This window comes from Petrocella atlantisensis, assembly GCF_900538275.1.
Classification (GTDB): Bacteria; Bacillota; Clostridia; order Lachnospirales; family Vallitaleaceae; genus Petrocella; species Petrocella atlantisensis.
Genome location: NZ_LR130778.1, coordinates 1,928,048 through 1,942,880 on the forward strand (window position 1 = coordinate 1,928,048; position 14,833 = coordinate 1,942,880).

Below are 14,833 nucleotides of genomic sequence, written 5' to 3' on the forward strand. Positions count from 1 at the left end.
GAGATTATGATGACGATAGATAAAAAAAAATCTAGGCCTATTATATTTTTTCTGGCATTGTTAATCTTTGTATTGATTTATGGCCTGTTTATACGTCCAAACTATCATTTAATTAACAGGGGTACAATATATCTAGAAGCTATTGGGTCTGGAAAACTGGACACACTCAAAGGATCTCATATAACAACCATGTCTGATGGTTACTATATTGCAACAAGAGAAGGCTTAACCAAATACACTTTTGATCAAAAGAGTGTTTGGAATAAGTCTTATCATCTGAATGAGCTCCTTTTTCTTGTTGAAGCACCTTATATGGCAGTGGTGAATATAACTGGGAAAGAAGCTTATATTTTTGATGGTGATGGAAATATTGCAACCATTAAGACAAATCACAATATTGTTAGTGGCAGCCTGAATGAAGTTGGTTTTTTAGCTCTGATTTTAGAAGAAGACAATAAGCATTTTATAAATATGTACGATTATCAAGGTAAAGTGGTTGTTGAAAGAAGAACTATTTTTAAAGAAGATGGATTTCCTATTTCTGTTGCGGTTGCAAAAGATGCATCACGCATGATGACTTCCCACTTAGATGTCACACAGCATGTTATTGAGTCCATGATTACCTTTTTAGATTTTTCCGGTAAGGGCGAAGAATTTACTGACCGTGTGGTTGGGCATGAACGCCTTAATGGGACTTTAGCAGCTAGAATCAATTTTTTGGATAATGAGCATGCAGTTGTTATAGGGGACAATCTTCTATCTTTTTATTATATTGATCCCTTACCTGAGCTTATTAAGTCCATACCTCTCGATGTAGAAATTGAAGAGGTAGATGCTTTAAATGAGCAATTGATTCTAAAATTTGGCGAAGCGCTTAACCCTGAAGGGGAGGTTCTAAGTCAAAAAGTCATGGTTTTTTCAAAAAAAGGTGAAATTGAAATTGAACTAACATTTGAAGAACCGGTGACCAATCTATCCACGCAAGAGGATGCACTTTTTGTGATTCAAGGGTCTCGTGTTATGAAATACATCGGAAAACGCAAAGTCTGGGAAACTAATTTGCACAAGGATGTAATAAGTATATATGAAATTAGTAATAACCGATATTTAATTGAATATGAATATGACTTTGAGATACTTAAACTAAAAGATATTTAGATCCGTTGACAATTGGAGGCTATCGATGAATACATTAGACATAATACTCATAGCCATCATTCTTTTTTGCGCTATAAATGGAATGATTAAAGGCTTTGTAAAAACTTTATTTGGACTAACGTCTACTATAGTGGCATTAGTATTGACCTTATTAATCTCACCGCAAGTCAGTGGGTTGATTATAAACAATACTTCATTTGACCAAATGATTGGTGAAAAAACGGTAGAACTGCTTAAGATAGAGAATTTGATGGGTGACCAGGATACAGAGTTGGAAGAAGTCATTGTATCCGGAGCTATTAATTTACCTGGAAACATTTTAAGATTTCTTGAAAAAAACAATACACCCGAGATCAATGAAAAATTAGAAGCCAATGGATTAGGTGATTATATTAGTGGTTCCATTGCTACAATGGCAGTTAATGCCTTTGTTTTTCTGATTGTATTTTTGATTGTGTCCCTCTTGTTAAATGCTGTGGTGATAGTTTTAGATATTTTAACACGGCTTCCGATTGTTAAATCCATGAACAAGTTGGGTGGGTTTGCTGTTGGGCTTGTGATTGGTATCCTTATTGTATGGGTGACGACGATGTCACTATCTTTTATTATATCGATTCAGGCTACAGAAACTTTGTCAGAATTAATAGAAAACTCGATTTTTACAAAACTCTTCTATTATAATAATCCAATACAGTATTTTATTATGAATTTGGGTAACGCGTTGAAGTAAGGTGTTGTCTTCAAAAATCTTAGATGATTCCTATATATATAACCAATTAGGTCTTTAAGCTTGATAGCTTAGAGCCTTTTTTATTAAAAATATTATATAGGGGTCCCATGAAAACCCTTCCAGAGTTTATATGATTATGGCTTCCACCAGGAACTTCATGGTCGATGTTGGCGATGGCCATGAGATGCGAACCTAGTCTTAGCCGAGAGGAACATTTTCAAGAACCTTAAGCTGTTAGAAGTAGTAAGTGTTCATTTTTCGCCTGATCGTCCGAAGGGAAAGACCAGAAAAATGAATACTTACTGCTTCAGTATAATTAGAAGAAATGAATAAATCCCAAGATTTGGCTGCACTCATAATTTTATGTTCGAGTATAGTAATGGGGAAGCATATTTAATAACAGGTTATATGCTCTTGTATCACAAAGTGTGTAAAAAGAGCCAAAACCACCATATGTAGTGTTAAAGAAGTAATAGGAAAAAGGAAAAGAAGAAGAGGAAAAAAAGATAAATAAAAGTGTTGACTTATAAGATGGTGGATGATATAATTCTCTCTGTTGCCCCAAGAGGTAACGAAGTGAAAGAAACAAGGAAAGCCTTAGAAACACGGGGCTGTAAAAGACCTGAACATTGAAAACTGAACAGTAAACCAACCTATCAAAAAGTAATTTAAAACGGACGCTATGTAATTCATTATGTAGCAAAAGCAAGCTTGGTTTTTTAGTAACAAGAGCGTAAGCTCAAGTCAAAAAAAGACCAGCGAGTATTCTATAGCAAGAGATTAAACATGAGAGTTTGATCCTGGCTCAGGATGAACGCTGGCGGCGTGCCTAACACATGCAAGTCGAGCGAGAAGGTAGAGAGTGATTCTTCGGATGAGTGATCTACCGGGCAGCGGCGGACGGGTGAGTAACGCGTGGGTAACCTGCCTTATACTGGGGGATAACATTCTGAAAAGGATGCTAATACCGCATAAGCGCACAGCATCGCATGATGCCGTGTGAAAACTCCGGTGGTATAAGATGGACCCGCGTCTGATTAGCTAGTTGGTGAGATAATAGCTCACCAAGGCAACGATCAGTAGCCGACCTGAGAGGGTGATCGGCCACATTGGGACTGAGACACGGCCCAAACTCCTACGGGAGGCAGCAGTGGGGAATATTGCACAATGGGGGAAACCCTGATGCAGCGACGCCGCGTGAAGGATGAAGGTTTTCGGATCGTAAACTTCTATCAGCAGGGAAGAAAATGACTGTACCTGACTAAGAAGCCCCGGCTAACTACGTGCCAGCAGCCGCGGTAATACGTAGGGGGCAAGCGTTATCCGGAATTACTGGGTGTAAAGGGTGCGTAGGCGGTAAAGTAAGTTAGGTGTGAAAGCCCGGGGCTCAACCTCGGGACTGCACTTAAAACTGCTTTACTAGAATACAGGAGAGGTAAGTGGAATTCCTAGTGTAGCGGTGAAATGCGTAGATATTAGGAGGAACACCAGTGGCGAAGGCGACTTACTGGACTGTGATTGACGCTGAGGCACGAAAGCGTGGGGAGCGAACAGGATTAGATACCCTGGTAGTCCACGCCGTAAACGATGAATGCTAGGTGTCGGGGGTCGAACCTCGGTGCCGCAGCTAACGCATTAAGCATTCCACCTGGGGAGTACGATCGCAAGATTGAAACTCAAAGGAATTGACGGGGGCCCGCACAAGCGGTGGAGCATGTGGTTTAATTCGAAGCAACGCGAAGAACCTTACCAGGTCTTGACATCCCTTTGACCGAACCTTAACCGGTTCTTTCCTTCGGGACAAAGGTGACAGGTGGTGCATGGTTGTCGTCAGCTCGTGTCGTGAGATGTTGGGTTAAGTCCCGCAACGAGCGCAACCCTTATCTTTAGTAGCCAGCACGTTATGGTGGGGACTCTAGAGAGACTGCCGAGGATAACTCGGAGGAAGGTGGGGATGACGTCAAATCATCATGCCCCTTATGATCTGGGCTACACACGTGCTACAATGGTGGTAACAAAGGGAAGCGAAGCCGCGAGGTGGAGCAAACCCCATAAAAGCCATCCCAGTTCGGATTGTAGTCTGCAACTCGACTACATGAAGTTGGAATCGCTAGTAATCGCGAATCAGAATGTCGCGGTGAATACGTTCCCGGGCCTTGTACACACCGCCCGTCACACCACGGAGTCGGAAGCACCCAACGTCAGTGACCCAACCGCAAGGAGGGAGCTGCCTAAGGTGAAATCGATGACTGGGGTGAAGTCGTAACAAGGTAGCCGTATCGGAAGGTGCGGCTGGATCACCTCCTTTCTAAGGAAGAAAGTGGAAGAAATTTATTTCTGAAGCTAAAAGTGAGCAAAGCTCACATGATGGAGATCAAAAACCTCACCGTGATAAATGAAAGCGATAGATTGGTTTGCTGTTGAGTGGTCAAAGTTTATGCATTTACGTAGACTAGGAAGAACAAGCTGCGAAAAAAACGCAGCTTGGGAAGCCCTAGTCGAAGTTAATGGATCAACGCAAAGATTGATCAAAGAAAATATTCTGGTGGCGATGCGACATATGGAAACACCCGTTCCCATACCGAACACGATGGTTAAGCGTATGTCGGCCGATGATACTTGGTTGGAGACGACCTGGGAAAGTAGGTGGCTGCCAGATTTAAAAAACAAAGAACTCTAGAGGCAACTTTGGAGAATTCATATAAGAGATATCCGGAAAGACCGGGAGCAAAGCTTGAAGTTCATAGCTTCATATCTTGTTTAGACCCATAAAAGTAATCGGGTCATAGCGTAGAGCTATTACGAACATTGAAAACTGCATAAGAGAAACGACTTGAAAGCACGTACGGATACAGCTTAGGCATAACGCGAGGTTAAAGCGTTATGAAAAAGCGTGGTAGAAGTAGTGAAGGCAAGTCGTTAGATGATATGAAAGCACGAAAGTGAAGACATATTGTTGAAGTGATTTGTAATCTTGATAAGCGAAAGCAAATCACTGTATGTGTTACTCCCAAGTAACATATATGAAGTAACTTCATAAATCATAGGTCATGATGTATGAAGATACAAGACATCGAAATATAACTTTGTAAGAAGAAAGACGCTTTCTAATTACAGAATTAGATCGTTAGAGAATCAAACCTAAGTTTCACTAGTACATAGAAAATATGTAAAAGTTCAACTAAATAGCTTTGACCCTTAACGATTACATGAATATATTTTAATCTTAAGCAAAGATTGAGCAAGACTGAAGGGATTAGCAATAATCAGGAAAGTGTTGCAATAATCAAATTATTAGTTCAAGCTAATAAGAGCATAGGGTGGATGCCTTGGCACTAGGAGCCGAAGAAGGTCGCGATAAGCTGCGAAAAGCTTTGGGTAGGCGCAAATAGCCGATGATCCAGAGATTACCGAATGGGGAAACCTGGCTGGGAAGATCCCAGTCACTGCATGGTGAATACATAGCCATGCAGGGGGAACTCGGGGAACTGAAACATCTAAGTACCCGAAGGAAGAGAAAGAAACATCGATTACCTAAGTAGCGGCGAGCGAAAGGGTAAGAGGCCAAACCAAAGGACCTAGTCCTTTGGGGTTGTGGACTGCGGACGGTATTAAGAAGATTTAACCGAAGTGTTTTGGAAAAGCACGTCAAAGAGGGTGAAAACCCCGTAGGTGAAAAGTCGACTTAGCCAGCAGTATCCAGAGTAGCACGAGACACGTGGAACCCAGGTGAAGCAGGGGACCACCCCCAAGCCTAAATACTACCTAGTGACCGATAGCGCATAGTACTGTGAAGGAAAGGTGAAAAGAACCCCGGAGGGGAGTGAAAAGAACCTGAAACCCTATGTTTACAAGCAGTGGAAGCACGTTAAGGTGCGACCGCGTACTTTTTGTAGAACGGTCCAGCGAGTTACTTATACTGGCAAGGTTAATGACTTAAGGTCAGGAGCCGAAGGGAAGCCAAGTCTTAATAGGGCGTTAAGTCAGTGTGAGTAGACCCGAAACCGGGTGACCTATCCATGGGCAGGTTGAAGTTACCGTAAAAGGTAATGGAGGACCGAACCCACGCATGTTGAAAATGCGGGGATGACCTGTGGATAGCGGAGAAATTCCAATCGAACCCGGAGATAGCTGGTTCTCCTCGAAATAGCTTTAGGGCTAGCCTTGAAATAGTCTAATGGAGGTAGAGCACTGAATTGCCTAGGGGGCCTCACAGCCTACCGAAGCATATCAAACTCCGAATGCCATATAGATGTTTTTCAGGAGTCAGACTATGGGAGATAAGTTTCATAGTCAAAAGGGAAAGAGCCCAGACCACCAGCTAAGGTCCCAAAGTGTGCATTAAGTGGAAAAGGATGTGAGATTTCACAGACAACTAGGATGTTGGCTTAGAAGCAGCCATGCATTCAAAGAGTGCGTAATAGCTCACTAGTCGAGAGATCTTGCGCCGAAAATGTCCGGGGCTAAAATGCACCACCGAAGTTGTGGAAAGCACTTATTTAGATAAGTGTTTTGGTAGAGGAGCATTCTTAACACGACGAAGCTGTACCGTAAGGAGCAGTGGAGAGTTAAGAAGAGAGAATGCTGGAATGAGTAGCGAGAGAGAAGTGAGAATCTTCTCGGCCGAATATCTAAGGTTTCCAAAGTAAAGCTGATCTTCTTTGGGTAAGTCGGGACCTAAGGTGAGGGCGAAAGCCGTAGCCGATGGACAACTAGTTGAAATTCTAGTACTACGTATGAACAGAACTGTGGGGACACAGAAGGATAGGGAAATCTGGGAATGGAAAAACCAGTGCAAGCACAAAGCTTGGTTGATAGGCAAATCCGTCAACTAAAAGGCGAAGTGTGATGCGGATCGAAATTAAAGTAGAGAAGTTCCTAAATCCATACTGTCAAGAAAAGCCGCTATTGCTTCATACGTACCCGTACCGCAAACCGACACAGGTAGATGAGGAGAGAATCCTAAGGCCGACGGGAGAAGCGTTGTTAAGGAACTCGGCAAAATGACCCCGTAACTTCGGGAGAAGGGGTGCCTACGCAAGTAGGCCGCAGAGAATAGGCTCAAGCGACTGTTTAGCAAAACACAGGTTTATGCAAAACCGAAAGGTGAAGTATATGAGCTGACGCCTGCCCGGTGCTGGAAGGTTAAGGGAGTGCTTAGACTTTAGTCGAAGGTGCGAACTTAAGCCCCAGTAAACGGCGGCCGTAACTATAACGGTCCTAAGGTAGCGAAATTCCTTGTCGGGTAAGTTCCGACCCGCACGAAAGGCGTAACGATTTGGGCACTGTCTCGACAACGCGCCCGGTGAAATTGTAGTACCGGTGAAGATGCCGGTTACCCGCGACAGGACGGAAAGACCCCGTGGAGCTTTACTCTAGCTTGATACTGGGATTCGATATTACATGTACAGGATAGAAGGGAGACTTTGAACTATGGACGCCAGTCTGTAGTGAGTCGTTGTTGGGATACCTTCCTTGTAGTATTGGTTTCTAACCTAGCACCATTATCTGGTGTGGGGACAATGTCAGGTGGGGAGTTTGACTGGCGGTCGCCTCCGAAAGTGTATCGGAGGCGCTCAAAGTTCATCTCAGAATGGTTGGAAACCATTCGAAGAGTGCAAAGGCATAAGATGGATTGACTGTGACACCGACGGGTGGAGCAGGTAGGAAACTAGGACTTAGTGATCCGGTGGTATGAATGTGGGATTGCCATCGCTCAACGGATAAAAGCTACCCCGGGGATAACAGGCTTATCACTCCCAAGAGTTCACATCGACGGAGTGGTTTGGCACCTCGATGTCGGCTCATCGCATCCTGGGGCTGTATTCGGTCCCAAGGGTTGGGCTGTTCGCCCATTAAAGCGGTACGCGAGCTGGGTTCAGAACGTCGTGAGACAGTTCGGTCCCTATCCGTCGTGGGCGCAAGATATTTGAGAGGAGCTGTCCTTAGTACGAGAGGACCGGGATGGACTGACCTCTGGTGTATCTGTTGTCTTACCAAAGGCATAGCAGAGTAGCCATGTTGGGAAGGGATAAACGCTGAAGGCATCTAAGCGTGAAGCCCCTCGAGATAAGATATCTCATCCAGAAATGGAGTAAGACCCCTGGAAGACTACCAGGTTGATAGGTTAGGGGTGTAAGCACGGTAACGTGTTCAGCTGACTAATACTAATAGGTCGAGGGCTTGAACTAAGAAAGTGATTATAAAGATTAGAGCTTAAGATTAAAATATGTGCATGTGAAACAAATCGATGTTAACAATCTCTTATGCGGTTTTCAGTGTTTGTAATAAATGTTGAAAAGCGAAGTATCTAATTTGGCACCCTGTTGGGGTGTTTTTTTGTTTTACTTCATAAGAGGTGAAACACTAGATAGGGGATAAAAAAGTGTAAAAAAGACTATATATAGTAAAGTGAAAATATATAGAAATATAAGTAAAAAAAGATTCCAAAAAGTGTTGACTTATAAGATGGTGGATGATATAATTCTCTCTGTTGCCCCAAGAGGTAACGAAGTGAAAGAAACAAGGAAAGCCTTAGAAATACAGGGCTGTAAAAGACCTGAACATTGAAAACTGAACAGTAAACCAACCTATCAAAAAGTAATTTAAAACGGACGCTATGTAATTCATTATGTAGCAAAAGCAAGCTTGGTTTTTTAGTAACAAGAGCGTAAGCTCAAGTCAAAAAAAGACCAGCGAGTATTCTATAGCAAGAGATTAAACATGAGAGTTTGATCCTGGCTCAGGATGAACGCTGGCGGCGTGCCTAACACATGCAAGTCGAGCGAGAAGGTAGTGAGTGATTCTTCGGATGAGTGATCTACCGGGCAGCGGCGGACGGGTGAGTAACGCGTGGGTAACCTGCCTTATACTGGGGGATAACATTCTGAAAAGGATGCTAATACCGCATAAGCGCACAGCATCGCATGATGCCGTGTGAAAAACTCCGGTGGTATAAGATGGACCCGCGTCTGATTAGCTAGTTGGTGAGATAATAGCTCACCAAGGCAACGATCAGTAGCCGACCTGAGAGGGTGATCGGCCACATTGGGACTGAGACACGGCCCAAACTCCTACGGGAGGCAGCAGTGGGGAATATTGCACAATGGGGGAAACCCTGATGCAGCGACGCCGCGTGAAGGATGAAGGTTTTCGGATCGTAAACTTCTATCAGCAGGGAAGAAAATGACTGTACCTGACTAAGAAGCCCCGGCTAACTACGTGCCAGCAGCCGCGGTAATACGTAGGGGGCAAGCGTTATCCGGAATTACTGGGTGTAAAGGGTGCGTAGGCGGTAAAGTAAGTTAGGTGTGAAAGCCCGGGGCTCAACCTCGGGACTGCACTTAAAACTGCTTTACTAGAATACAGGAGAGGTAAGTGGAATTCCTAGTGTAGCGGTGAAATGCGTAGATATTAGGAGGAACACCAGTGGCGAAGGCGACTTACTGGACTGTGATTGACGCTGAGGCACGAAAGCGTGGGGAGCGAACAGGATTAGATACCCTGGTAGTCCACGCCGTAAACGATGAATGCTAGGTGTCGGGGGTCGAACCTCGGTGCCGCAGCTAACGCATTAAGCATTCCACCTGGGGAGTACGATCGCAAGATTGAAACTCAAAGGAATTGACGGGGGCCCGCACAAGCGGTGGAGCATGTGGTTTAATTCGAAGCAACGCGAAGAACCTTACCAGGTCTTGACATCCCTTTGACCGAACCTTAACCGGTTCTTTCCTTCGGGACAAAGGTGACAGGTGGTGCATGGTTGTCGTCAGCTCGTGTCGTGAGATGTTGGGTTAAGTCCCGCAACGAGCGCAACCCTTATCTTTAGTAGCCAGCACATTATGGTGGGGACTCTAGAGAGACTGCCGAGGATAACTCGGAGGAAGGTGGGGATGACGTCAAATCATCATGCCCCTTATGATCTGGGCTACACACGTGCTACAATGGTGGTAACAAAGGGAAGCGAAGCCGCGAGGTGGAGCAAACCCCATAAAAGCCATCCCAGTTCGGATTGTAGTCTGCAACTCGACTACATGAAGTTGGAATCGCTAGTAATCGCGAATCAGAATGTCGCGGTGAATACGTTCCCGGCCTTGTACACACCGCCCGTCACACCACGGAGTCGGAAGCACCCAACGTCAGTGACCCAACCGCAAGGAGGGAGCTGCCTAAGGTGAAATCGATGACTGGGGTGAAGTCGTAACAAGGTAGCCGTATCGGAAGGTGCGGCTGGATCACCTCCTTTCTAAGGAAGAAAGTGGAAGAAATTTATTTCTGAAGCTAAAAGTGAGCAAAGCTCACATGATGGAGATCAAAAACCTCACCGTGATAAATGAAAGCGATAGATTGGTTTGCTGTTGAGTGGTCAAAGTTTATGCATTTACGTAGACTAGGAAGAACAAGCTGCGAAAAAAACGCAGCTTGGGAAGCCCTAGTCGAAGTTAATGGATCAACGCAAAGATTGATCAAAGAAAATATTCTGGTGGCGATGCGACATATGGAAACACCCGTTCCCATACCGAACACGATGGTTAAGCGTATGTCGGCCGATGATACTTGGTTGGAGACGACCTGGGAAAGTAGGTGGCTGCCAGATTTAAAAAACAAAGAACTCTAGAGGCAACTTTAGAGATTACATAAGAACATGTTGGACTTCGAAAAGGAAAAATCCTTTTTGGGCGCATAGCTCAGCTGGTTAGAGCGCACGCCTGATAAGCGTGAGGTCGGTGGTTCGAGTCCACTTGTGCCCACTGTATAAGATTCGAAAGAGTTTTGTACTTTTTATAACTACAGCCAAAAAATAAAGTAAACACCCGGGGGTATAGCTCAGTTGGGAGAGCACCTGCCTTGCAAGCAGGGGGTCAAGAGTTCGAGTCTCTTTATCTCCACTCGGTCGTAAACATCAAGAAGTGACATAAGCAAGCACGACCATAGCGTAGAGCTATTACGAACATTGAAAACTGCATAAGAGAAACGACTTGAAAGCACGTACGGATACAGCTTAGGCATAACGCGAGGTTAAAGCGTTATGAAAAAGCGTAGTAGAAGTAGTGAAGGCAAGTCGTTAGATGATATGAAAGCACGAAAGTGAAGACATATTGTTGAAGTGATTTGTAATCTTGATAAGCGAAAGCAAATCACTGTATGTGTTACTCCCAAGTAACATATATGAAGTAACTTCATAAATCATAGGTCATGATGTATGAAGATACAAGACATCGAAATATAACTTTGTAAGAAGAAAGACGCTTTCTAATTACAGAATTAGATCGTTAGAGAATCAAACCTAAGTTTCACTAGTACATACAAGATATAGATTACGTAGATACATTCGTAACTATATATTATATGTAAAAGTTCAACTAAATAGCTTTGACCCTTAACGATTACATGAATATATTTTAATCTTAAGCAAAGATTGAGCAAAGACTGGATGGATTAGCAATAATCAGGAAAGTGTTGCAATAATCAAATTATTAGTTCAAGCTAATAAGAGCATAGGGTGGATGCCTTGGCACTAGGAGCCGAAGAAGGTCGCGATAAGCTGCGAAAAGCTTTGGGTAGGCGCAAATAGCCGATGATCCAGAGATTACCGAATGGGGAAACCTGGCTGGGAAGATCCCAGTCACTGCATGGTGAATACATAGCCATGCAGGGGGAACTCGGGGAACTGAAACATCTAAGTACCCGAAGGAAGAGAAAGAAACATCGATTACCTAAGTAGCGGCGAGCGAAAGGGTAAGAGGCCAAACCAAAGGACCTAGTCCTTTGGGGTTGTGGACTGCAAACGGTATTAAGAAGATTTAACCGAAGTGTTTTGGAAAAGCACGTCAAAGAGGGTGAAAACCCCGTAGGTGAAAAGTCGACTTAGCCAGCAGGATCCAGAGTAGCACGAGACACGTGGAACCTTGTGTGAAGCAGGGGGACCACCCCAAGCCTAAATACTACCTAGTGACCGATAGCGCATAGTACTGTGAAGGAAAGGTGAAAAGAACCCCGGGAGGGGAGTGAAAAAGAACCTGAAACCCTATGTTTACAAGCAGTGGAAGCACGTTAAGGTGCGACCGCGTACTTTTTGTAGAACGGTCCAGCGAGTTACTTATACTGGCAAGGTTAATGACTTAAGGTCAGGAGCCGAAGGGAAGCCAAGTCTTAATAGGGCGTTAAGTCAGTGTGAGTAGACCCGAAACCGGGTGACCTATCCATGGGCAGGTTGAAGTTACCGTAAAAGGTAATGGAGGACCGAACCCACGCATGTTGAAAAATGCGGGGATGACCTGTGGATAGCGGAGAAATTCCAATCGAACCCGGAGATAGCTGGTTCTCCTCGAAATAGCTTTAGGGCTAGCCTTGAAATAGTCTAATGGAGGTAGAGCACTGAATTGCCTAGGGGGCCTCACAGCCTACCGAAGCATATCAAACTCCGAATGCCATATAGATGTTTTTCAGGAGTCAGACTATGGGAGATAAGTTTCATAGTCAAAAGGAAAGAGCCCAGACCACCAGCTAAGGTCCCAAAGTGTGCATTAAGTGGAAAAGGATGTGAGATTTCACAGACAACTAGGATGTTGGCTTAGAAGCAGCCATGCATTCAAAGAGTGCGTAATAGCTCACTAGTCGAGAGATCTTGCGCCGAAAATGTCCGGGGCTAAAATGCACCACCGAAGTTGTGGAAAGCACTTATTTAGATAAGTGTTTTGGTAGAGGAGCATTCTTAACACGACGAAGCTGTACCGTAAGGAGCAGTGGAGAGTTAAGAAGAGAGAATGCTGGAATGAGTAGCGAGAGAGAAGTGAGAATCTTCTCGGCCGAATATCTAAGGTTTCCAAAGTAAAGCTGATCTTCTTTGGGTAAGTCGGGACCTAAGGTGAGGGCGAAAGCCGTAGCCGATGGACAACTAGTTGAAATTTAGTACTACGTATGAACAGAACTGTGGGGACACAGAAGGATAGGGAAATCTGGGAATGGAAAACCAGTGCAAGCACAAAGCTTGGTTGATAGGCAAATCCGTCAACTAAAAGGCGAAGTGTGATGCGGATCGAAATTAAAGTAGAGAAGTTCCTAACCATACTGTCAAGAAAAGCCGCTATTGCTTCATACGTACCCGTACCGCAAACCGACACAGGTAGATGAGGAGAGAATCCTAAGGCCGACGGGAGAAGCGTTGTTAAGGAACTCGGCAAAATGACCCCGTAACTTCGGGAGAAGGGGTGCCTACGCAAGTAGGCCGCAGAGAATAGGCTCAAGCGACTGTTTAGCAAAACACAGGTTTATGCAAAACCGAAAGGTGAAGTATATGAGCTGACGCCTGCCCGGTGCTGGAAGGTTAAGGGAGTGCTTAGACTTTAGTCGAAGGTGCGAACTTAAGCCCCAGTAAACGGCGGCCGTAACTATAACGGTCCTAAGGTAGCGAAATTCCTTGTCGGGTAAGTTCCGACCCGCACGAAAGGCGTAACGATTTGGGCACTGTCTCGACAACGCGCCCGGTGAAATTGTAGTACCGGTGAAGATGCCGGTTACCCGCGACAGGACGGAAAGACCCCGTGGAGCTTTACTCTAGCTTGATACTGGGATTCGATATTACATGTACAGGATAGAAGGGAGACTTTGAACTATGGACGCCAGTCTGTAGTGAGTCGTTGTTGGGATACCTTCCTTGTAGTATTGGTTTCTAACCTAGCACCATTATCTGGTGTGGGGACAATGTCAGGTGGGGAGTTTGACTGGCGGTCGCCTCCGAAAGTGTATCGGAGGCGCTCAAAGTTCATCTCAGAATGGTTGGAAACCATTCGAAGAGTGCAAAGGCATAAGATGGATTGACTGTGACACCGACGGGTGGAGCAGGTAGGAAACTAGGACTTAGTGATCCGGTGGTATGAATGTGGGATTGCCATCGCTCAACGGATAAAAGCTACCCCGGGGATAACAGGCTTATCACTCCCAAGAGTTCACATCGACGGAGTGGTTTGGCACCTCGATGTCGGCTCATCGCATCCTGGGGCTGTATTCGGTCCCAAGGGTTGGGCTGTTCGCCCATTAAAGCGGTACGCGAGCTGGGTTCAGAACGTCGTGAGACAGTTCGGTCCCTATCCGTCGTGGGCGCAAGATATTTGAGAGGAGCTGTCCTTAGTACGAGAGGACCGGGATGGACTGACCTCTGGTGTATCTGTTGTCTTACCAAAGGCATAGCAGAGTAGCCATGTTGGGAAGGGATAAACGCTGAAGGCATCTAAGCGTGAAGCCCCCCTCGAGATAAGATATCTCATCCAGAAATGGAGTAAGACCCCTGGAAGACTACCAGGTTGATAGGTTAGGGGTGTAAGCACGGTAACGTGTTCAGCTGACTAATACTAATAGGTCGAGGGCTTGAACTAAGAAAGTGATTATAAAGATTAGAGCTTAAGATTAAAATATGTGCATGTAACAAGTCGATGTTAACAATCTCTTATGCGGTTTTCAGTGTTTGTAATGAAGACTGAAAATGACAATAATCCTCGATGGCTCAACGGTAGAGCATTCGGCTGTTAACCGAAGGGTTGCTGGTTCGAATCCAGCTCGGGGAGTTACTATGTAAAATAAGCTTAGTGGATCTTAGGAGTAAAAACATGACCGAAGTGTCTGTTTTTGTGAATTAGATGAAGTTAATGCTTTTATATACAGCGTAAAATAAGCTTAGTGGATCTTAGGAGTAAAAACATGACCAACGGGTCTGTTTTTACGAGTTAGAGGAACTTAGCGCTTTTACAAGAAAGCGTAAAATAAACACAACAAGGCCCGTTGGTCAAGCGGTCAAGACACCGCCCTTTCACGGCGGTAACATGGGTTCGATTCCCATACGGGTCACTTAGAACAACGACACGACCCAGGTTGTGTTTTTTGCTATACAGATGAGAAAATAAGTCAAGCCAAGGTTTACAACTTGACAACAAAAAAGTAAGGCACTAT

Annotated in this window: 3 protein-coding genes, 4 tRNA genes and 6 rRNA genes; all 13 read left to right on the forward strand. The window is 44.7% G+C overall.

Going from position 1 to position 14,833, the window contains the following annotated elements; all coding sequences use genetic code 11:
• Positions 1 to 6 precede the first annotated feature (6 nt).
• The 13 genes from PATL70BA_RS09025 (at position 7) to PATL70BA_RS09080 (ending at position 14,731) form a co-directional block, all read left to right on the forward strand.
• Entirely contained in the window at positions 7 to 1,158 is a 1,152-nt protein-coding gene (locus PATL70BA_RS09025) for a DUF5711 family protein (RefSeq protein WP_125137062.1), read from the forward strand.
• Between the two features lie 25 nt (positions 1,159 to 1,183).
• Entirely contained in the window at positions 1,184 to 1,888 is a 705-nt protein-coding gene (locus PATL70BA_RS09030; protein ID WP_125137063.1) for a CvpA family protein, read from the forward strand.
• Between the two features lie 782 nt (positions 1,889 to 2,670).
• A 16S ribosomal RNA gene (locus PATL70BA_RS09035) occupies positions 2,671 to 4,196 on the forward strand.
• Positions 4,197 to 4,429: 233 nt separating this feature from the next.
• Positions 4,430 to 4,547, forward strand: a 5S ribosomal RNA gene (gene rrf / locus PATL70BA_RS09040).
• A gap of 638 nt (positions 4,548 to 5,185) precedes the next feature.
• A 23S ribosomal RNA gene (locus PATL70BA_RS09045) occupies positions 5,186 to 8,079 on the forward strand.
• 220 nt (positions 8,080 to 8,299) lie between these two features.
• Positions 8,300 to 8,458, forward strand: coding sequence for a hypothetical protein (locus tag PATL70BA_RS16275; RefSeq protein WP_172596180.1), 159 nt, complete (start codon positions 8,300 to 8,302; stop codon positions 8,456 to 8,458).
• Between the two features lie 149 nt (positions 8,459 to 8,607).
• Positions 8,608 to 10,133, forward strand: a 16S ribosomal RNA gene (locus tag PATL70BA_RS09050).
• Between the two features lie 233 nt (positions 10,134 to 10,366).
• Positions 10,367 to 10,484 (forward strand): 5S ribosomal RNA (rrf, locus tag PATL70BA_RS09055).
• An 80-nt stretch (positions 10,485 to 10,564) separates the two neighbouring features.
• A tRNA-Ile gene (locus PATL70BA_RS09060) sits at positions 10,565 to 10,638 on the forward strand.
• A gap of 65 nt (positions 10,639 to 10,703) precedes the next feature.
• Positions 10,704 to 10,776: transfer RNA gene (locus PATL70BA_RS09065), tRNA-Ala, on the forward strand.
• A 591-nt stretch (positions 10,777 to 11,367) separates the two neighbouring features.
• A 23S ribosomal RNA gene (locus PATL70BA_RS09070) occupies positions 11,368 to 14,262 on the forward strand.
• Together the 16S, 23S and 5S rRNA genes with 4 tRNA genes alongside form the textbook arrangement of a ribosomal RNA operon.
• 117 nt (positions 14,263 to 14,379) lie before the next feature.
• Positions 14,380 to 14,451 (forward strand) — tRNA-Asn (locus PATL70BA_RS09075).
• Between the two features lie 208 nt (positions 14,452 to 14,659).
• Positions 14,660 to 14,731: transfer RNA gene (locus tag PATL70BA_RS09080), tRNA-Glu, on the forward strand.
• Positions 14,732 to 14,833: the final 102 nt, after the last annotated feature.

What these genes read in the sequence shown, in the direction of transcription:
- PATL70BA_RS09025 (WP_125137062.1), top strand. Translation starts at nt 7, where the DNA reads ATGATGACGATAGATAAAAAAAAATCTAGGCCTATTATATTTTTTCTG.
- PATL70BA_RS09030 (WP_125137063.1), top strand. Translation starts at nt 1,184, where the DNA reads ATGAATACATTAGACATAATACTCATAGCCATCATTCTTTTTTGCGCT.